This is a genomic window from Streptomyces sp. NPDC048270, from assembly GCF_040652335.1.
In the GTDB taxonomy this organism is placed as follows: Bacteria; Actinomycetota; Actinomycetes; order Streptomycetales; family Streptomycetaceae; genus Streptomyces.
This window is the reverse complement of record NZ_JBEZLV010000033.1, coordinates 64,486-83,441: the sequence shown is the minus strand read 5'-3', so window position 1 is coordinate 83,441 and position 18,956 is coordinate 64,486. Positions and strand designations below refer to the sequence as shown.

At 73.4% G+C, this 18,956-nt stretch carries 14 protein-coding genes; 10 read left to right on the top strand and 4 right to left on the bottom strand.

What is annotated here, in order from left to right; translation table 11 throughout:
• The first annotated feature begins 478 nt into the window (after nucleotides 1–478).
• Nucleotides 479–937, top strand: coding sequence for a hypothetical protein (locus AB0D66_RS25835; protein ID WP_362308034.1), 459 nt, complete (start codon nucleotides 479–481; stop codon nucleotides 935–937).
• Between the two features lie 17 nt (nucleotides 938–954).
• On the opposite strand, the gene AB0D66_RS25830 is transcribed toward AB0D66_RS25835, so the two are convergent.
• Nucleotides 955–1,824 (bottom strand): Gfo/Idh/MocA family oxidoreductase, encoded by an 870-nt coding sequence (locus tag AB0D66_RS25830; protein ID WP_362308046.1) that lies wholly within the window; start codon nucleotides 1,822–1,824, stop codon nucleotides 955–957.
• Nucleotides 1,825–2,158: 334 nt separating this feature from the next.
• Between AB0D66_RS25830 and glnII the strand changes: the two genes are divergently transcribed.
• Together glnII and AB0D66_RS25820 are read left to right on the top strand one after the other, a co-directional pair.
• A complete protein-coding gene (gene glnII / locus AB0D66_RS25825; protein WP_362308031.1) occupies nucleotides 2,159–3,178 on the top strand; it encodes a glutamine synthetase in 1,020 nt (339 codons plus the stop codon).
• A 467-nt stretch (nucleotides 3,179–3,645) separates the two neighbouring features.
• The gene (locus AB0D66_RS25820; RefSeq protein ID WP_362308028.1) at nucleotides 3,646–4,245 is read left to right on the top strand and encodes a winged helix-turn-helix domain-containing protein; all 600 of its coding nucleotides are present in this window, start codon (nucleotides 3,646–3,648) and stop codon (nucleotides 4,243–4,245) included.
• A 103-nt stretch (nucleotides 4,246–4,348) separates the two neighbouring features.
• Here the strand turns inward: AB0D66_RS25820 and AB0D66_RS25815 are convergent, their stop codons facing one another.
• The gene (locus tag AB0D66_RS25815; RefSeq protein WP_362308025.1) at nucleotides 4,349–5,827 is read right to left on the bottom strand and encodes a PepSY domain-containing protein; all 1,479 of its coding nucleotides are present in this window, start codon (nucleotides 5,825–5,827) and stop codon (nucleotides 4,349–4,351) included.
• A 57-nt stretch (nucleotides 5,828–5,884) separates the two neighbouring features.
• Nucleotides 5,885–6,505, bottom strand: coding sequence for a hypothetical protein (locus AB0D66_RS25810; RefSeq protein WP_362308022.1), 621 nt, complete (start codon nucleotides 6,503–6,505; stop codon nucleotides 5,885–5,887).
• A gap of 212 nt (nucleotides 6,506–6,717) precedes the next feature.
• On the opposite strand from AB0D66_RS25810, the gene AB0D66_RS25805 reads away from it, so the two are divergent.
• The 7 genes from AB0D66_RS25805 (at nucleotide 6,718) to AB0D66_RS25775 (ending at nucleotide 13,551) form a co-directional block, all read left to right on the top strand.
• On the top strand, nucleotides 6,718–7,296 hold the full coding sequence (locus tag AB0D66_RS25805; protein WP_362308043.1) for a rhomboid-like protein: 579 nt from the start codon (nucleotides 6,718–6,720) through the stop codon (nucleotides 7,294–7,296).
• Nucleotides 7,297–7,416: 120 nt separating this feature from the next.
• Complete coding sequence (locus AB0D66_RS25800) at nucleotides 7,417–8,214, top strand: tyrosine-protein phosphatase (RefSeq protein ID WP_362308019.1); 798 nt, start codon at nucleotides 7,417–7,419, stop codon at nucleotides 8,212–8,214.
• A gap of 74 nt (nucleotides 8,215–8,288) precedes the next feature.
• A complete protein-coding gene (locus AB0D66_RS25795; protein WP_362308016.1) occupies nucleotides 8,289–10,202 on the top strand; it encodes a hypothetical protein in 1,914 nt (637 codons plus the stop codon).
• 55 nt (nucleotides 10,203–10,257) lie between these two features.
• A complete protein-coding gene (locus AB0D66_RS25790; RefSeq protein ID WP_362308012.1) occupies nucleotides 10,258–11,214 on the top strand; it encodes a metal-dependent hydrolase in 957 nt (318 codons plus the stop codon).
• Nucleotides 11,211–12,254, top strand: coding sequence for a PDR/VanB family oxidoreductase (locus AB0D66_RS25785; protein WP_362308009.1), 1,044 nt, complete (start codon nucleotides 11,211–11,213; stop codon nucleotides 12,252–12,254). Before AB0D66_RS25790 ends, AB0D66_RS25785 begins: the two co-directional genes overlap by 4 nt.
• 23 nt (nucleotides 12,255–12,277) lie before the next feature.
• Entirely contained in the window at nucleotides 12,278–12,994 is a 717-nt protein-coding gene (locus AB0D66_RS25780; RefSeq protein ID WP_362308006.1) for a TetR/AcrR family transcriptional regulator, read from the top strand.
• Nucleotides 12,995–13,014: 20 nt separating this feature from the next.
• Nucleotides 13,015–13,551 carry a GNAT family N-acetyltransferase gene (locus AB0D66_RS25775; RefSeq protein ID WP_362308003.1) on the top strand — a complete coding sequence of 179 codons (537 nt, stop codon included), beginning with the start codon at nucleotides 13,015–13,017 and terminating at the stop codon, nucleotides 13,549–13,551.
• Here the strand turns inward: AB0D66_RS25775 and pulA are convergent.
• Nucleotides 13,538–18,883 (bottom strand): pullulanase-type alpha-1,6-glucosidase, encoded by a 5,346-nt coding sequence (gene pulA, locus AB0D66_RS25770; RefSeq protein WP_362308001.1) that lies wholly within the window; start codon nucleotides 18,881–18,883, stop codon nucleotides 13,538–13,540. The genes AB0D66_RS25775 and pulA overlap by 14 nt on opposite strands.
• Between the last annotated feature and the right edge of the window lie 73 nt (nucleotides 18,884–18,956).

Here is an 18,956-nt window from a genome sequence, read left to right as displayed (position 1 = left end):
GGACCGTTCTTTTGGGGGCTTCCCGTCAGTCCTTGTCTTTCCGGGACGGGACGGCCTGTCAAGGGTGGCCGAAGGCCATCGCGAAGCGACGCGACCGAAGGGAGCGCCCTTGACAGGACGGCCCGGCACGGAAGGACAGTGGGACTGGCGGGAAACCCCCAAACCCTCCCTGATCAGCCCTAGCGGGAATCAGGCTCCCGCAGTCCCCGAAGCCCCACTCCCACCTTCACACCGCCCCCACCCCCGCCCCTTCGCTCCCGCCCCCCTTCACTCCCCGCCCCCCGTTCACCCCGCCCTCACACCCACCCCCCGTAGGGTGAGCGGCGGCAGCAGCAAATCGGCGGATACCGCATCAAAGGACCACGGAGTGAACCAGCACCAGCCCGGCATGCCCACCCCCAGTCAAGCCCCCAGCCAAGCCCCCACCCCGGCCCCCGCCCCCGGCCCGTTTCCGCTGCCGCGCCGAGGAGCCGACTGGATGTTCGGCGGGGTGTACGGGACGGTGCTGGCCAGTGGGCTGTTGGCCGCGTTGGACCAGAAGGGCGGGGAGTACACCCCGTTCTACGACGCCAGCTGGGTGGTCGTGACCGCCGCCACGGCCGGGCTCGCGCACGGCTACTCACACCACATGACCACCCATCAGCAGGGCTCCGTGGGGCACCGGTGGCGGCTGCTGGTCACGGCCCTGTGGCACGAGTGGCCGATGATCGCGGCCACCCTGCCCACCGTGCTGCTCCTTGTCCTCGCCGGGCTGACCGGCTGGGACTCGTACGGCGTGACCGCCGTGGGCCTCGGCCTGAACACCGCCCTGCTGTTCGCCTGGGGTGCGTGCGTGGCGATCCGGGTCGGCTACCGGCTGCGCTCCGCGCTGCTGATGGGCCTGGCCGACGCCACGATCGGGCTGGCCATCATCGTGGCCAACGCCCTGATCAAGTGACGGCTCGCCCGTGGCCCTCACTCCGTCGGGAGCTGCCCCTCGGCCTCCGCCAGGATCTCCGTCACGCGGGCGGCGAACTCCGCCCCGCGCGGGTCCGCCACGCCGGTGCGGGCCGCCGTGAGCAGCGCGTCCAGGGCGCGCCCGTAGGCGCCCGGTACGTCGCTCCAGCCGGGCAGGGTGTGGACGCCCTCGGTGCCGCGCAGTTCCAGTCCGACCCCGGCGGCCTCCTTCGGCGCGCCCAGGCTGAGGACCGCGGTGCTGGCGGCGCCGGAGGTGTGCCGCAGGGCCAGCTGGACCACGTCGGAGGGGCCCCGGGTGGCGCTGACCGAGGTGACGTCGCCGAGGATCGGGACCAGGACGGAGAGCGCGTGCGGGCCGACGTCCCACAGCCCGCCCTTGGCCTTGCGCCAGGGCGAGGCGGCGTACGCGCTGGGCGTGCCGTCGGGTGGGAAGACGGCGCCGAGCCAGTGGGCGGCCGCGGTGAACCACCCGGCGCGGGCGACCTGTTCCGCGACCCAGCCCGCGGTGGGCTCGGCGAAGCGCAGGGTGAAGAAGACGACGGAGGCGACCTGGTGGCGTGCGGCGGCGTCGGCGACGGCCCGGGCGTCCTCGACCGTGGTGGCGACGGGCTTGTCGAGCAGCAGGTGGCAGCCGGCGGCCGCGGCGCGCACGGCGAGCGGGGCCTGTACGTCCGGCGGCAGGGCGAAGGCCACGGCGTCACAGTCGGCGAACAGCTCGTCGGGGTCTTCGTACACCTTCACGCCGTGTTCCTGCGCCAGCTCGGCCGCGGCCTCGGGCCGGCGGCCCCATACGCCGGCGAACTCGGAGCCGGCGTGCGCGGCGAGGGCGGGGGCGTGCGTGCGGTGTGCCCAGGGCCCGGTCCCCAGGAGGCCGACGCGGGGGCGGGGACCTGCGGCGGCGGCCGCTGCCGCACGCTCGGCAGGGGTTTCGGCGGGGTTCTCGGCGGGGTCTCCGGCGGAGGTCACATCAGACAAAATGCTCACCCGCCCAGTCTGCCCCACCCGGACAGGTGTACCTCCCCCTACCCGCCTCCGTCCCGCACAACCGACCCGACCTGCGGCGTAAACCTCGGTAACACGGGGTTCACACGTGGGCAACGGAAGGGAAATCGCGGGCGGGCACGCTGCGGTCATCACCGCAGCGACGAAGCCGCGAGATGAGCAGCGACCAGCAGCACCGCAGAGTCTGAGGATGGGGCCCGTGAGCTACAAGGCTGAATACATCTGGATCGACGGCACCGAGCCGACGGCGAAGCTTCGCTCCAAGACGAGGATCCTGGCCGACGGCGACGCGCTGCCGATCTGGGGCTTCGACGGATCGAGCACGAACCAGGCCGAGGGCCACGCCTCCGACCGCGTCCTGCAGCCGGTGTTCTCCTGCCCGGACCCGATCCGCGGCGGGGACGACGTCCTCGTGCTGTGCGAGGTCCTGAACATCGACATGACCCCGCACGAGTCGAACACCCGCGCGCTGCTGCGTCCGGTCGCCGAGAAGTTCGCCGCGCAGGAGCCGATCTTCGGCATCGAGCAGGAGTACACCTTCTTCGACGGCACCCGTCCGCTGGGCTTCCCCGTGAACGGCTTCCCGGCCGCGCAGGGCGGCTACTACTGCGGTGTCGGCTCGGACGAGATCTTCGGCCGCGACATCGTCGAGAAGCACCTGGACCACTGCCTGGCGGCGGGCCTGAGCATCTCCGGCATCAACGCCGAGGTCATGCCCGGCCAGTGGGAGTTCCAGGTCGGCCCGGTGGGCCCGCTGGAGGTGTCCGACCAGCTGTGGATCGCGCGCTGGCTGCTCTACCGCACCGCCGAGGACTTCAACGTGTCGGCGACGCTGAACCCGAAGCCGGTGAAGGGCGACTGGAACGGCGCGGGCGCGCACACCAACTTCTCCACGAAGGCGATGCGCGAGGACTACCGCGCGATCATCTCCGCGTGCGAGGCGCTGGGTGACGGCAGCAAGCCGCTGGACCACGTGAAGAACTACGGCGCCGGCATCGACGAGCGCCTGACGGGTCTGCACGAGACCGCCCCGTGGAACGAGTTCAGCTACGGCGTCTCGGACCGCGGCGCGTCGGTGCGCATCCCGTGGCAGGTGGAGAAGGACGGCAAGGGCTACATCGAGGACCGCCGCCCGAACGCCAACGTGGACCCGTACGTGGTGACCCGTCTCATCACGGACACCTGCTGCGCGGGCCTGGAGAAGGACGGCCTGGTCTAGGACCGCGCCGCGGTTCACGCCGCCGCGACTCCCCGCGGCTTCCCGCACCGCACACCACCGACGCCCGTCCGGCCGCCTCAGGCCGGGCGGGCGTCGTCGTGCGACCCCCGAAACCCCGGGCGTTGTGTCCCGTATTGGGATGAGTCGCTCGAGGGAATATGGGATTCCGCTCCACGACGTGAGACGGGGCCTGCCCCCGCCCTCCCCCGTCTGCTTGAATGGAGCCATGGCCAGCCACTCGCACACCTCGTCAGGTCGCAGCGACCTCGAGCCGTTCTGGCCGTCCCGTCAGGACCACGATTTCGACCGGGTGTGTTGCCGCGCGAAGAACGCGCCGGCCCTCTAAAGCCTCCGGATCGCCCTCCTGATCTGCGTCGAGGCCTTCGGTCTGCGCGGTACGACATCGACGACGTCCGTCCGTACGCACGTCTCCTGCCGACCACTCCGCGTGAAAGAGCTGACCACTCATGACCCAGACCCAGACCCGCCCGTTCACCTCCGCCGCGACCGCCACCCGCCTGACCTTCCCGCCCAGTCCGCGCCACCGGCTGCGGGCCGTGGACCGGGACGAGGTGGCCCGGGTGGTGGAGCTGCTCCCGCCCGGCGCCACGTGGCTGCCCGCGCCGCAGCACACGCTCCCCGCGCTGCCCGGCCAGCCGCCGATGGTCGGCTACCTGGTCCTGGTGCCGGCCGACCAGCAGCAGCCGGTCGCCTTCGCCCCGCAGGCCGTGGCCGCGCCTCCGGCGCAGGCGCAGGCGGCGCCGACGGCGGCCGCCACGGAGGGCGACGCCCTGGTCCGCATCGACCCGGCGCAGCGCACCGCCGAGGTGGACGGGCAGGTACTCGACCTGACCTACCTGGAGTTCGAGCTCCTCGCGCACCTGGTGAAGAACCCGCACCGGGTGCACAGCCGGGACCAGCTGGTGACCACGGTGTGGGGATACGGCCACGTGGGCGACGGCCGGACCGTGGACGTCCACGTCGCCCGCCTGCGCCGCAAGCTGGGTGCGGCGCACCGCGGTGCCATCCAGACGGTGCGCCGGGTGGGCTACAAGTACGCGCCCTGAGCGCCCCGAGCATCCTGAGCGCCCTGGGCGCCCCGAGCGCTGTGTTCGGCGCATGCGGCGGGCCCGTACTCCGCGGCGGAGTACGGGCCCGTCGGCGGGCCGGCTAGCCGGCGGCCCTGGCGCGGCGCGCGGCGACGAAGCCGAGCAGCAGGTCGAACGCCAGGAACACGAGCAGGCTGATCCCGAGCATCGGGACGAACCAGCCGACCACGGCGGTCGCCGCGGCCAGCGGCAGTACCAGGGTGACCGGCAGCTTCCGCCAGGCGCCGCGCGGCTGGGCGCGGCCGACGGACAGCCTGCGGTCCTTCGTCGGCCGGCGCAGCCACCACATCCGGTAGCCCCAGAAGACCAGGAACATCAGGCCGACGGCGAGGGCGGCCAGGGCGATCTGGTTGGCGAGCCCGAAGGTCAGGCCCATGTGCACGTCGATGCCGAAGCGGGTCATCTGGGCGAGCACGGGGTAGTCGGCGAACCGCAGTTCGTCGATGATCCGGCCGTCGGCGGGGTCGACGGAGACGGCGTCGAGGTGCACCGGGACCTGCTTGTCCTTCTCCTTGACCACGTAGCCCTTGCCCTTGGCGGGGAGGGTGATCTGGAGGTACTCGGTGACCCCGGCGGCCCGGGCGGCGTCCGCGGCCCTGTCGATGCCGATGTCGGCGGTCGGCGCGGGCGGGGGCATCTCGGCGCCCTCGGGCATGGTGTGGCCCGCGTGTTCGTCGGAGCCGCCCGCTGCGGCGCCCGGGTCGAGCTGGGCGGAGACGGCCGGGGTGGCCCCGCCGAGGCCGTCCTGGAGCTGCCCGATGTTCTCGCCGGCGTACTTCGACCAGGTCAGGCCGGTGGCGGAGAGGACGACGAGTCCGGCGACCGACCAGAGCCCGACGGCCCCGTGCCAGGACAGGGTGCGGCGCCGGCCGGTGGCCGCCCGGTCCGGGAGGACGAGTTCGGCCTTGCGCTTGCGGCGGCGGCCGATCCACAGGGCGAGTCCGCCGAGCGCGACCACCCACAGCCAGCTCGCGGCGAGCTCGCTGTAGTTCCGGCCGAACTCCCCGAGGTGGAGGCTGGAGTGGAACTCGCTGAGCCAGGTCCGCAGCGGCAGCGCGTCGCCCGAGGTGGCGAGCTGTCCGCGCACCTCGGCCGTGTAAGGGTCGACGAACACGGTGAGGGTCTCGCCCTCCGGGAGCCCCTCGCTCTCCATGATCACCCGGGTGGTCGCCTCGGCCTCGGGCGCGGGCCATACGGACACGACCTCGCCCTGGGGCGCGGCGCCCCGGGCCGCCTCGACCTGGGCGCTGAGCGGCAGGGCGCTCTCGCCGACGCGGGAGACGGTCAGCTCGTCGGAGTAGAGGACGTTCTCGGCCTGCCACGAGGCGGCGTAGAGCAGCCCGGTGGCGGCGGCGAGGAACAGCAGCGGGGCGATGAGCAGGCCCGCGTAGAAGTGCATGCGCAGGAGCAGGGGCCGCAGGGCGGCCCAGCCGCCGGCGCGGCGCCTGGCCGTGTCGGCGGCGGCCGCGTCGGCTATCCCTGCCGGGTCGACGGAATCGGCGTCCCGGGGCGGGACGTCCTGAACCTCGTCAAGAGACATGGTGGTCCTAGGTGTTGGCGAGACATGGGGAAGCGGCCCCGGGTCTCGCCGCCTCGCTCAGACGCGGGCGGGACGGCCTGGGGCCGTGGCGCGGAAGGCTCGGCCCGCGGGCGGCCCGCGCCGCACCACGGCGTAGGCGTGTACGGCTCCGCGCAGGCTCCGCGGCCGCTCGTACGGGGGGACGGGAGCGGGCGGGACCGGTACGGCGGCCACCCGCGCCCCGGCCAGGGCGAGCGCACGGGACAGCGGCCGGGCCGCGTGCAGGGCGGCGGTGCCCAGGGTCCGGGCCAGCCGGAAGACGGCGGCCTCGCCCCACGCCAGCCAGGCGGCGCAGAACAGTCCGGCCAGCACGTGCGCGGTGACCATCCCGGCCCCGCCGTGCCCGGCCATGCCGGCCATGTCCGCCATCCCGGCCATGTCCGTCATCCCGGCCGCGTCCGCCATGCCGGCCGCGTCCGCGGGCCGGGCCGGGTCCGCCGCGGCTCCGGGGGTTCCGGCAGCCATCGCGCCCATGTCCATGCCCGGCATGTGGTGGTGCGCCGCAGTGGGTGCGGGCTTCGCCGCCTGGCTGCCGGAGAAGAGGAGGTGCAGCACCCCCTGGACGGCGAGCACCGCGGTGGCGATCCCCGCCGGTCCGCGCCGCCGCCCGGCGGCGGCCCAGGCAAGGCCGCCGGTCACCGCGAAAGCACCCATAAGCCCTGGGAGGGGAATGTCGGTGCCGGACATGTACGAATGCCCCACCGCACCCAAAGCGGTACACACCGCCGCGAACATCGCGGCCCGCGTGGCGCGCATCGGCGCGGGGTGCTGGAGCATGGCCGGAACATGCTCGCACGGGGCCCGGTGGTGTCCGCCAGAGGGCCGTATCCGATCATGGACGGGTGAATCCAATGCCACTGGGAGCGGTGTACGCGGGCGGGGTCCAGCTCGGGGCGTACGCCTTGGAGCGGATGGGGCGGGAGGAGCGGGAGCGACTGCTCCGGGAGTGCTCGACGAATGTCGACAATCTCGCCGCCGGGCGCTGGGAGACGCTGCTGACCAGCGCTCTCGTCGTCGAGGAGCCCATGCCCCTGCCGTACGCGCTGCTGCTCGTCGCCGTCCTCGGATACGCCGAGTACGCGTACGGCGCCTGGTGGACGGCCGCGGTGTTCCTGTTCGGGCACGCCACGGCGACCCTCCTGGTGTACGGCGCCCTGCGCAGGACCACCGATCCGCACACGCGGCGCGCCCTGGACGTGGGGACCAGCTACGGCTTCAACGCCGTGCTGGGCGCCCTGACCTCGGCCCTGCCGCGCGGAGCGGTCCGCACGGCCGCCCGGGCCGGGCTCCTGGCACTCGCCGCGGCGCCGGTCGTCAAGCGGGGGCGGAGCTTCACGGACGCCGGACACCTGGCCGCCCTCGGGATCGGCATCGGGGTCTCGCTGGTCCTCGATTGTCTTTCCGGAGCGAAGCATCAGAAAATCGCTTGAAACGCACGAACCGCACCTTTGGCTTGAACCGCAGCGAACCGGCTTAACCGCCTTAACTGCCTGAACCCGCATGAACAGCTTCATGACACGAGTAATCCGCATACCGCTGGAGCCATCACGATGACCGCCACCCCCGCCACCACCGTCGCCAACCTCCGCGACCTCGGCGGCACCCCGCTCTCCGGCGGCCGCACCGTCCGTCCCGGCCTGGTGCTGCGCTCCGGCCAGCTCGACCGGCTCGACGTCGACGCCGATCCGGCGGTGGCCGCGCTCGGGCTGCGGACCGTCATCGACTTCCGCACCGAGGCCGAGCGCGCCGACCACCCCGACCGGATACCCGCCGGGATCCGACTGCTGACCGCCGACGTGCTGGCGGACAAGATGAACGCGCGCTCGGGCCCGACGCCTCCCGCCGCCCAGCTCAAGGACCTGCTGTCCGACCCGGTCGTCGCCGAGGAGCACCTGGGCGGCGGCAGGGCGCAGGCCCTGTTCGGCGACCTGTACCGCTCCTTCGTGCACTCGGCCTCCGCCCAGGCCGCCTACCGGCTGCTGCTCACCGAGGCCGCCGATCCCGACGCCGGCCCGCTGCTCTTCCACTGCACGGCCGGCAAGGACCGCACCGGGTGGGGTGCCACGGTCATCCTGTCGCTGCTGGGCGCGGACGACGACACGCTGATGGCCGAGTACCTGTCGGTGAACCCGGCGGTCAAGCAGGCCTTCGCCCCGATGATCGAGGGCTTCACGGGGGCCGGCGGCGACCCGGACATCGCGCTCGCGCTGATCGGCGTCTTCCCCTCCTACCTGGAGTCGGCGCTGGATGAGGTCGCGACCCGCTACGGCTCGATGGACAAGTACGTGCGCGAGGGGCTCGGCGTCGGGGCCGAGACGGTCGAGGCGCTGCGCACCCGTCTGGCGTAGCCGCGCGACGCGGTGACCGGGGGCGGCCGCATCAGGGTGGGTGACCATCCGACGATTCGCTCGTTCTGCTGAACGTGACTGCGCCGGATACCGCCACCCTCCTTCCGTCTCCCGATGTCGAGCAGGCCGAGGCCGCCATCGTCGAGCACTACCCGCGGCTGGTGCGGCTCGCCTACCTGGTGCTGCCGCCCGCCCTCGGCCGCAACCGCCGGGTGCTCACCGCCCACTCGCTGGTCCAGCGGGCGCTGCCGCGCGGTCGGCGGGACGCGGCGGCGGCCGTGCGCGGCGGGGTGCCGGGCCAGCGGGGCGGCGAGGGCGAGGCCGGGTACGCGTACGTGCGGCTGCGGGTGCTGCGCGCCGCCCTGGAGGCCGGCGTTCCGCTGACCTTCCGGGCGCTGCCCCGCCGTGCGCAGCTCCCGCCCGCGCTGCCGCAGGTGTGGGGGCTGCGGCTGTTCCCGCGGGCCGGCGGGGCGGAGGAGCTGGCCCTGGACCAGTGGCTGGCCACCCTCGACGGGGCCGGGCGGGCCGCCTGCGTCCTGCGGGCGCTGGAGCGGCTGCCGGAGCCCGAGGTGCTGCGGGTGCTGGACGAGGCCGGGGTGGCGGATCCGGCCGCGGCGGTCGCGGAGTCCGGCGATCCGGCGCACGACTCCCTGTTCGCCTCTCCCGAGTTCGACCCGTGCGTGCTCCAGGCCCGCCCCACCGACCTGCTGCGGCGGCGCCGGCTGGTGCGTGCCGGGCTGGCCGCCGCGGCCGCGCTCGCCGTGTGCGGGGCGCTGCTCGCGCTGCCGGGCGGGGGCTGGGGCGCGGACGGGGCCGCCGCCCCCCTGTACTCCCGCAACGCCGCGGCCGAGCAGGCGCTGGATCCCGGCAAGCTGCTGCGGGCCGCGCCGGAGCTCTGGCGTGCGTCGTCCCGTACGGACTTCTCCGCGTGGCCGGCCCGCGGCGACCGCGCCGAGGACAGCGGGCTGCTGCGCCGGGCGCTGGCCGTGTGGGCCCGCCCGGGCTCCTCGGTGGTCGTCTCGGCGACGCCGGGAACGCCGGCCGGGCCGCCGATGGGTCCGGCTCAGCTGCTGTTCGCCGGCGCCGTGGACCAGGCCGTCGTGGTCCTGCTGTACGACGGGCTGCGGGTGGTCCGGTACGCGGAGCCGCGCGCCGGGAACACCGGCGCCGCCCTCGACTTCGCGCGGACCGACGGCGCTTCGGCGGACACGGCGACCGCTCTCGTGCTCAGCCGGGTGGACGGCAACGTCCGCTATCTCACCGCCCCCTGGGTTACCGGTGCGGCCTTGCGGGACCTGCTGAAGCCCGGCGAGGCCGCGGTGGCGCTGAAGCCGGCTCCGGACGGGGTGACCCCGCCGGTGGCGAGCCCCGCTCCGTCGGGCAGTTGCACCAGCTGGAACGCCCTCGCCCTGACCGGCGACGGCGCGACCCGGCTGATCACGGACCTCGGGGAGCTGACCCCGGCCCGGCTGACCTCGGGCGCGCCGGGCGCCGAACGCGATGTGACGGAGGCCGCGGAGCTCGGGGACTGGTCGCGGATCGCCTGCCTGCTGCCGTCGGTGCGCTCGCACGGGGTCCGTACGGTCAACGCCTGGACGTACGCGAAGCAGCCGCTGCCGGAGGGCGACGGGACGGCGACCTGGCTCTGCACGCGGGCCGAGACCTGGCAGGGTGCGGCGGACCGGGTGCAGGCGCAGTTCCTGGCGCCGGGGGCGCCGCTCGCCGCGCAGGCCGCCCGGTCGGAGGGTTCGCCGGCGTGCGGGCCGCGGGAGCCGCGGGTGCTGGCGGGCGTGCTGTGGAAGTCGCGTGCCGGTCAGTGGTACGTGCTGGCGGCGGGCAGTGCGCAGTTCGCCTCGCTGTCGGTGTCGGGCGGCGGGGTGAGCGGGTCGGCGAACGGCAACCGGCTGGCGGTCAAGGCGCCGGCCGGGGCGCAGGTGGATCTGTCGGGCCGGCTCACGGACGGGACGAAGGCCGGGGCGCTGCGCTGAGAGAAGTCCGCGCAGAGGGGTTCTCCTCGCCCCTACCCATCAGTACATTGACGCCATGTCTAATACGCCGCTCGCGCCCGCCCCCGTGGCGTCGGAACACGTGGACCTGAGGCCCCGGAACGTGTCCTTCGGCTGGGAGGACACCCCGCTCCACTGGCTGCCGAACGACCCCTTCACCGGGCACATGATCAATGTGCTGCACCTGCTGCTCCCCGCGGGTGAGCGGTGGTTCGTGCACGTCTACAAGCAGGTGCTGCCGTACATCGAGGACGAGCAACTGCGCGCGGACGTCGTCGGCTTCATCGGCCAGGAGGCCATGCACGCCGCCGCGCACGACGACGTACTGCCCCACCTGAAGCGGCTGGGGCTGGACCCGACCCCCTACACGGCCCAGGTCGACTGGCTCTTCGAGAAGCTGCTGGGCGACCGGACCCTGCCGCCGGGCAAGGCCCGCCACTGGTGGCTGATGGAGCGGGTCGCGATGATCGCCGCGATCGAGCACTACACGGCGTTCCTCGGCGACTGGGTGCTGAACGCCGAGGAGTTGGACCGGCGCGGCGCCGACCCGATGATGCTGGACCTGCTGCGCTGGCACGGGGCGGAGGAGGTGGAGCACCGCTCGGTGGCCTTCGACCTGTTCCTGCACGTGGACGGCGGCTACCGGCGCCGCGCACGGACCTGGGCGACCGCCTTCTCGGCGCTGGTCTTCCTGTGGCAGCGGGGCGTCCGCTTCTTCATGGAGAACGACCCGCACCTGGTGGACGGCAGGGCCTCCTTCGGCCAGTTCTTCCGGGCGGGCCAGCAGGGCGTCCTGCCGTCCACGGGCGCGATGCTGAAGTCCATACCGAAGTACCTCGCCCGCGCCTACCACCCCTCGCAGGAGGGATCGACGGCCCAGGCGGTGGCCTACCTGGCCACCTCGCCCGGCGCGAACGGCGGCCCGGCCGGCGGCCCCCACGGCGGCCCGGCCGGCGCCGCGCACGGCTCCTCCGACAGCGGGGTGACGGCATGAGGCGCGTCCTCGCGGTGACCGCCGTCGCCGGCGCGGCCTGGGCGGCCAAGCGGGCCCTGAGCCGCCGCGTGGCGGCCTCCCCGCTCTGGCCGCTGCCGGCCCTGGAGACCCCCGTCTCGGGGTACTCGCCGCGCCGCCCGCTGCGCGCGCGGATCACCTCCCGCGGCGCACCGGCCGAGGGGGTGCTGCACCTGACCCTGGAATCCCCGGAGCTCCCGGCGTGGGCCCCGGGCGCGCACGTGGACGTGGTCCTGCCCTCGGGCCTGGTCCGCCAGTACTCCCTGTGCGGCGACCCGGCGGACACCGGTGCCTACACGATCGCGATCCGGTTGATCGAAGGCGGCCGCGGCGGCTCCCGCGAGGCGCACGCCCGCCTGGTCGTGGGGGCCGAGCTGGAACTGCGGCCGCCGCGCAACCGGTTCGAGCTGGAGCCGGCGCCCTCGTACGCGTTCGTGGCGGGCGGCATCGGCATCACCCCGATCCTGCCGATGCTGCGGGCGGCCACGGCGGCGGGCGCCGACTGGACCCTGCTCTACGGGGGCCGCTCGCGCGCCTCGATGCCCTTCCTCGCCGACCTGGCGGTCCACGGCGACCGGGTCACCGTCGTCCCCGAGGACGAGGCGGGCCTGCCCGACCTGTCGGTGCTCGCCTCGGCCCGGCCGGGCACCCTGGTCTACTGCTGCGGTCCGGAGCCGCTGATGGAGGCCGTGACGGCGGCGGCCGCGGACCCGGCCGCGGTCCGCCTGGAGCGGTTCGCCGCGCCGGCGCCGGGGCCCGCCCGGCCCTTCACCCTCGAACTGCGCCGCTCGGGGCGCACGGTGGAGGTGGGCGCGGCCGAGACCGCGCTCGCCGCGGTGCGCCGGGAGCTGCCGGGCATCCCGTACTCCTGCGAGCAGGGCTTCTGCGGGACCTGCCAACATCGGGTGCTGGCGGGTGAGGTGGAGCACCACGACGAGCTGCTCACGGACGGCGAGCGCGAGGACTCGATGCTGCTGTGCGTCTCGCGCGCGAAGGACGGTCACCTCGCCCTGGACCTGTGACCTGTCCGTACTAGGGTGTCCGCATGACAACCGGGGTGCGGCGCAGGATGGGTGTCGAGGAGCGGCGGCAGCAGCTGATCGGGGTTGCCCTGGAGCTGTTCAGCCACCGCTCCCCCGACGATGTGTCGATCGACGAGATCGCTGCGGCCGCGGGGATATCGCGGCCGCTCGTCTACCACTACTTTCCGGGCAAGCTCAGCCTGTACGAGGCGGCGCTGCGGCGGGCCGCCGATGAGCTGGCGCTGCGGTTCGTGGAGCCGCAGGAGGGGCCGCTGGGGGCCCGGCTGCTGCGGGTGATGGGGCGGTTCTTCTCCTTCGTCGACGAACACGGGCCGGGCTTCTCGGCGTTGATGCGCGGTGGTCCGGCGGTGGGGAGCAGCCAGACCAACGCCATGATCGACGAGGTGCGGCAGGCCGCGTACGAGCAGATCCTCGCGCACCTGGGCATCGGCGTGCAGGATCCGCCGGCGCGGCTGGAACTGGTGGTGCGGTCCTGGGTGTCGCTGGCCGAGTCCACCGCGCTGATCTGGCTGGACGGTCGGAAGATCCCCCGGACCGAGCTGGAGTTGCAGCTGGTGCACGACTTCGCGGCGCTGGCCGCCGTGAGCGCGGCGTACGACGCCGAGATGGCGGGGATCCTCGTACGGATCCTGGCCGACGAGCCCGCCGACGGGCCCTTCGGCGAGCTGGTCGGGCGGCTCGGCGGGCTGGTTCCGACCGGGGTGTCCGGCCCGAGCTGATCTTGCTCGATAATGCCCGCGTGATCATTGACGACGGGATCTTGTTCCGGCGGGCCGAGGAGAAGGACGCCGGCCTGCTGGTGCGGCTCTACGACCAGGCTGCCCGCTGGATGCGGAAGCACGGGATCGAGCAGTGGAAGCCCGGTGACAAGGACGCCGCGCACTTCCGGTCGAAGATGCGCGAGGGCGAGGTGTGGATCGCCGCCGGGGCCGACGGGCAGGTCTGCGGGGCGTACGAACTCTGGTGGTCCGACGAGGAGGCCTGGGGGGTCCAGCCGCCCGTCGCGGGCTATGTGCACCGGCTGATGGTGGCCCGCGAGGCCGCGCCCGCCGGAACCGGGCGCCGCATGCTCGAGCATGCCGAGCGGCGGATCGCCTGGACCGGGCGGGAGCGGGCGCGGCTGGACTGCGTCTCCACCAACCCCCGGCTGCTCGCGTACTACCGGGCCGCGGGCTACCGGGTGGTCGGGGAGTTCCCCCACAAGGAGGGGAAGGACGGCAGGGTCTACGGGGTGATCCTGCTGGAGAAGCGGCTGGACCGGCTCAGCGCCGTGTGAAGACCGAGACGGTGCGGGCGGGGACGGTGAACTCTCCTGTCGTCGCGTCGTACGCGGACTGCTTGACGGTGGCGTCGGAGCCCGCGGCCTGCACCGGGTGCAGGGCGTAGGCGGTGCCGGCGAGGGCCGGGACGCGCTGGGGGCGGGCGGTGGGGGTGGCGTTGAAGACCACCACCAGGTCGCCGAGGACCATGGTGATCACTCCCGGGGTCTCCTCCTTGCCGGAGAGCGGGAAGGACAGCCGGTCCTGGACGGCCTGCGGGGTGGTGAGGGCGAAGGCGCCTTCCGTCGTGCGGATCCGCAGCAGGTCGCGGTAGGCGGCCGAGGCTCCGGTGATCTCGGCGCAGCCGGGGGCCGGGGCGGTCAGCAGGGGCTTCGCGTAGAGCCACTTCGAGGCGTTGTCGGCGGCCGGGGGCAGGCCTCGGCCGAAGCCGTTGCCGTCGCGGCAGTCCCAGTGGAGGGCGTTGAACCAGTCGCCGCTGTCGTAGGAGTTGCGGTCCAGGGACTTGGAGCGGAGCAGGTCCGTGCCCGCCTGGGAGAGGGCCGGGCCCTGGGAGAGCGCGGCCGTGGCCATGGCCAGGACCTGCATCCGGGCCTTGTCCGACGCGCCGGTGGCCGGCGGGAGCTTGTAGGTCAGGGCGTCGGCGAGGGTCTCGTTGTCGTGGGCGTCGGCGTAGGCGAGGGCGTCGCCGGGGGCGGCCGCGTAGCCGGCCGGGGCGCCGTTGTAGTCGACCTCGGAGCCCTTGACGCGGCGGCCGGTGGTGTCGGTGAAGGTGTAGGAGGCGAGGTTGCCGGACAGGCCGACCTTGATCAGGTCCTGGGCGTGCAGGAGGCGGGCTTTCTGCTCGGCCGGGGTGCCGCCCGCGGGCGAGCCGTTGGGTTCGGTGAACAGGCCGGAGGCGAAGCCCTGGACGCGGGGGTCCTCGTCGAAGGGGCCGCCGCCGCGGACCGCGTCGCGCGCCCGGTCGGAGAAGGTGGCGATGCCGGTGCCGGCCATGTTCTTCTGCGTGGCCTGCACGAAGCGGGCGTCGTCGGCGATCTCGCCGAAGTTCCAGCCCTCCCCGTAGAGGACGATCCTCTTGCCGTCGACCCCGTCCTTGGCGACGGTCAGCTCGTCGAGGGCCTTGCGGACGGCGAGGATGTTGGCCTTCGGGTGGTGGCCCATGAGGTCGAAGCGGAAGCCGTCGACCTTGTAGTCCTTCGCCCAGGTGACGATCGAGTCCACGACGAGCCGGCCCATCATGGTGTTCTCGGGGGCGGTGTTGGCGCAGCAGGTGGAGGTGGCGACGCTGCCGTCGGCCAGGAGCCGCTGGTAGTAGCCGGGGACGATGCGGTCGAGGACGGACTTGTCCGACTGCCCGGAGGCGACGGTGTGGTTGTAGACCACGTCCATTACGGTGCGCAGCCCGGCCTTGTTGAGGGACTGGACCATCCTGCGGAACTCGACGGTGCGGGCGGTGCCGTTCGGGTCGCTGGCGTAGCTGCCCTCGGGGACGGTGTAGTGCAGGGGGTCGTAGCCCCAGTTGTAGGCGTCCTTCGCGGCCGCGGCGGCCACGCAGGCCTGCTGCTCCTGCGAGTCGGGGGCGTAGACCTTGAGGTCGCAGGCGGGTTCGGTGCGGTCGGCGGCCTTCTCCGGGATGGTGCCGATGTCGAAGGCCGGCAGGAGGTGGACGTAGGAGGTTCCGGCGGCGGCCAGGCCGCGCAGGTGGGTCATGCCCGCCGAGCCGGTGTCGGTGAAGGCCAGGTACTGGCCGGGGTGCTTCGAGGTGCGGTCCGCGACCGAGAAGTCGCGGATGTGGAGCTCCTGGATCTGGGCGGAGGTGAAGGGGACGGGCGCGGGCTTGCGCAGGTCCTTCCAGCCGGGCGGGGCGAGCTTCGGGTCGGCGAGGTCCACGGCCAGGCTGTGGGTGGAGTCGGCGGTCAGGGCCGTGGAGTAGGGGTCGGTGACGAGGTTGCGTACCACCTGGCCGGTGCTCGGCGCCCAGACGGTCACGGCGTAGCGGTAGGGCTTCGCGGCCCAGGAGCGCTCACCGTGCACCGACCAGACGCCGGTGGCGTCGTCGCGGCGCATGGGGACGGTGCGGCCGTCGAGTTCGAGGGCGACCTGCTGGGCGGTCGGGGCCCAGACGGAGAGGGTGGGGCGGCCGTCCTTGAAGACGGGGCCGAGGGCGGCGGTGGTGGCGTACAGGTCGTCCAGGACCCCGGCGAGCTGTACGCCGGTGGCGGCGAGGACGGCGCCGTTCGCGGCGCGGGCACTGGCGGCGAGCTGGCCGCGCAGGGCCTCGCGGACCCGGTAGCGGTCGCGCGGGTCGACGCTGAAGGCGGAGGAGGCGGCCAGGTGCGGGAACTTCTGCTTCTGGGCGGCGGTGAGCTCGGTGCGGTTCAGGCGCAGCCACCGGGCCCCGCCCTCGCTCAGGGTGCCGTTCTCGGCCTTGACGGCGCCGTCGCGGGAGGCGAGGAGTTGGGCGGAGGCGGCGGCCGCGGGGGCGTTCCAGGCGAGGGTGTCGCGGTCGATCCAGACGGCCTGGGCCTTGGTGAGGTCCAGGGCGGCGCCGGGGCCCGGGGGCTGCGGGAGGAGGTACTTCTCCTTGCCGCCCAGCATCCAGACCTCGTGGCCGGTGGCCTTCAGGTCGAGGGACTGGTCGGAGGGGAGGTCCTTCTCGTCGCCCTTGTGGAGGATGTAGCTGAGGCTGGTGGCGCCGGCCGCGAGCGGGACCTCGTACACCGCGCCGTAGGCGTCGGTGCGGGTGGGCGGCAGCGGCTTGGACCAGTCGGTGGGGTCGGCGGCGCCGGTCCAGACGTGCAGGCCCCAGCCCTCGTAGGCGCCGTCGGGGCGCTGGTAGTGCAGGACGGCCTTGGAGGTGTCCTGCGGCGGGTGGGAAGGGCGCTCGGTGCGGGCGGGTTCCTTGCCCTGCTCGAGCCAGATCTCGCCGGTGCGGGTCACGTCGATGGTGCGGTCGGCGGCGACGTCCTTGTTGCCGTCCTTGTCGATGACGAGGTAGCCGACGGAGGAGGCACCGGGCTTGAGCTTGACGTACGCGAAGGCGCCGTAGGCGTCGCGGCCGGTGAACCCGTGGCCGGCGGGCCACGGCGTGGCCTCGCCCTCGGCGATGTCGCCCCAGGCGTAGAGCCGCCAGTCGGTGTAGTCGCCGTCGGGCCGGTTGTAGTGGACGACGGCGTAGTCGCGCTGGGTCGCCGTCGGGGTCTCCTTCGGCGGGACCTGTCCGGCGGCGGACTGGGCGAGCGCGCTCGCGGTGCGGCCGGCGGAGTCCACGACGACGGCCTTGTAGCGCAGGGCCGTTCCGGCGGGGGCGGTGATGTGCTGGGTGACCTTGTACGGGGCGTGGTCGGCGGAGCCGAGGACCTGCCAGGGCCCGTTGCCGGTCTGGGCGGCGAAGACGACCCGGTTCAGGCCGCCGCCGGTGACGTCGGCGGTGAGCTCGACGGTGCCGGTGGCGCCGGGGGCCGGGGCCTTGAGGGTCAGGGCCGGCTTGGCGGCGGGGACGGCGAGCGGGGCGGTGGCCTGGAGGACCACCGAGCCGTAGGCGGGGACGACGACGGTGAGCTTGCCGGCCGCCGAGGCGCGCAGCAGTGCGGTGCCGCCGTACAGGGTGCGGTACTGGGCGCCGGCCGGGGCGTCGATCTCCACGGCCTTGGACTCGGGCGCGTTGTTCGCGGCGACGAGGTACTCGGTGCGGCTGCGCGGTTCCGTCCGGGCGAAGGCGTAGACGGAGCCGTCGGCGAGGCGCTCGCTCTGGACGCCGTCTCGCAGCGCGGGGTGGTTCTTCGCCAGCTTGGAGAGAGCGCTGATCTGCCGGTAGAGCGGGTGCTCCGGATCGTAGGCGTCGCTCGCGTGGGTGCGCGCCGTTCCGAGCTGGTCGTCGTCGAGGTAGTCGGCGACCTGCGACCCGAACAGCGGCTGACGGGCGTCCTTGTCGCCGCCCGCGCCCGTGAAGCCCTGCTCGTCGCCGGAGTAGACCACCGGGTTGCCGCGGGAGAAGAACATCAGCTCGTTGGCGAGCCGGTAGCGGTCCAGGAGTTCCTGCTCCCCCGCGCCCGGCCGGTCCTGCTTCAGGAAGGAGCCGAAGCGCCCCATGTCGTGGTTGCCGAGGAAGGTCACCTGCTCGTAGGCGTTGGCCTTGTCGGTGGTGTAGCGGTAGTCGTCACCGAGGACGGTGGCCAGCCGGCCGGCTTCCGCGCCCTGGGCGGCGTACGAGCGGATCGCGTCCTGGAGCGGGAAGTCGAGGGTGGAGTCGAGGCGCCCGCGCGTCACGTACGGGGAGGTGACGGCGGTGTCCGCGGAGTAGACCTCGCCGAACATGAAGAAGTCGTCCCGGCCGCGCTTGGCCGCGTACGCGTCGAGCGCGGTGGCCCACTGGCTCCAGAAGTCCAGGTTGACATGCTTGACGGTATCGATCCGGAAGCCGTCGATATCGAACTCCTCGACCCACTTCTGGTAGATCTTCTCCATTCCGCCGACGACCTCGGGACGCTCGGTCCACAGGTCGTCGAGGCCGAAGAAGTCGCCCTGCTCGGAGGACTCGCCGGCGAAGGTGGAGTCGCCCCGGTTGTGGTACATCTGCGGGTCGTTGAGCCAGGCCGGCACCTTGGCGTTCTTCTTGGCGTCGGGGACGAACGGGGTCCGCGGGAAGGAACCGGTTCCGGTCTTGGGGAACTTCCCCTTCCCGTCCGCGTAGTCGGAGTCGTCGAAGGGCACCCCGTCCTTGGTCAGGTAGGGGAACGCGCCCTTCGACAGGTACGAGTAGGACGCCTCCCGGTAGTCCACGACGTCGGCCGTGTGGTTGGTGATGACGTCGAAGAAGACCTTCATCCCCTTCCCGTGGGCCTTGTCGATCAGCCGCTCCAGGTCGGCGTTGGTGCCGAAGTGCGGGTCGACCTGCGTGAAGTCGGTGATCCAGTAGCCGTGGTAGCCGGCGGAGACGTCGTCGCCCTTCCCCTGCACCGGCTGGTTCTTGAAGATCGGCGCCATCCAGATGGCCGTCGTCCCCAGGCCCTTGATGTAGTCGAGCCGGTCGGTGAGCCCCTTGAGGTCGCCGCCCTGGTAGAAGCCCTTGTCCGTCGGGTCGAGGCCGGTCTCCAGGCGGGAGCCGGTGAGGCCGCCCCGGTCGTTGCGCGGGTCGCCGTTCGCGAAGCGGTCCGGGAGCACGAAGTAGAACTGCTCCCGGGTCAGGTCGTGCCGGGCCGGCTGTGCGGCGAGCTTGGCGTCCGAGGGCGGGGCCGGCGCCTTGGCGGCGGCCGCCGCGGCGGGCAGGGCGGGCAGGAGCGCCACGGCCAGGGCGGCGGCGAGGACTCCTGCGGCAGGGCGTATCAAGGCGGATCTCCTTGTGTACGTGAGGGCTGCCCGGCGTGGCGGGGAGGATGGATGCCGGGCAGCCCTGGACCAG

What these genes read in the sequence shown, in the direction of transcription:
- AB0D66_RS25835 (WP_362308034.1), top strand. Translation starts at nt 479, where the DNA reads ATGTTCGGCGGGGTGTACGGGACGGTGCTGGCCAGTGGGCTGTTGGCC.
- AB0D66_RS25820 (WP_362308028.1), top strand. Translation starts at nt 3,646, where the DNA reads ATGACCCAGACCCAGACCCGCCCGTTCACCTCCGCCGCGACCGCCACC.
- AB0D66_RS25815 (WP_362308025.1), bottom strand. Translation starts at nt 5,827, where the DNA reads ATGTCTCTTGACGAGGTTCAGGACGTCCCGCCCCGGGACGCCGATTCC.
- AB0D66_RS25805 (WP_362308043.1), top strand. Translation starts at nt 6,718, where the DNA reads ATGCCACTGGGAGCGGTGTACGCGGGCGGGGTCCAGCTCGGGGCGTAC.
- AB0D66_RS25800 (WP_362308019.1), top strand. Translation starts at nt 7,417, where the DNA reads ATGACCGCCACCCCCGCCACCACCGTCGCCAACCTCCGCGACCTCGGC.
- AB0D66_RS25790 (WP_362308012.1), top strand. Translation starts at nt 10,258, where the DNA reads ATGTCTAATACGCCGCTCGCGCCCGCCCCCGTGGCGTCGGAACACGTG.
- AB0D66_RS25785 (WP_362308009.1), top strand. Translation starts at nt 11,211, where the DNA reads ATGAGGCGCGTCCTCGCGGTGACCGCCGTCGCCGGCGCGGCCTGGGCG.
- AB0D66_RS25780 (WP_362308006.1), top strand. Translation starts at nt 12,278, where the DNA reads ATGACAACCGGGGTGCGGCGCAGGATGGGTGTCGAGGAGCGGCGGCAG.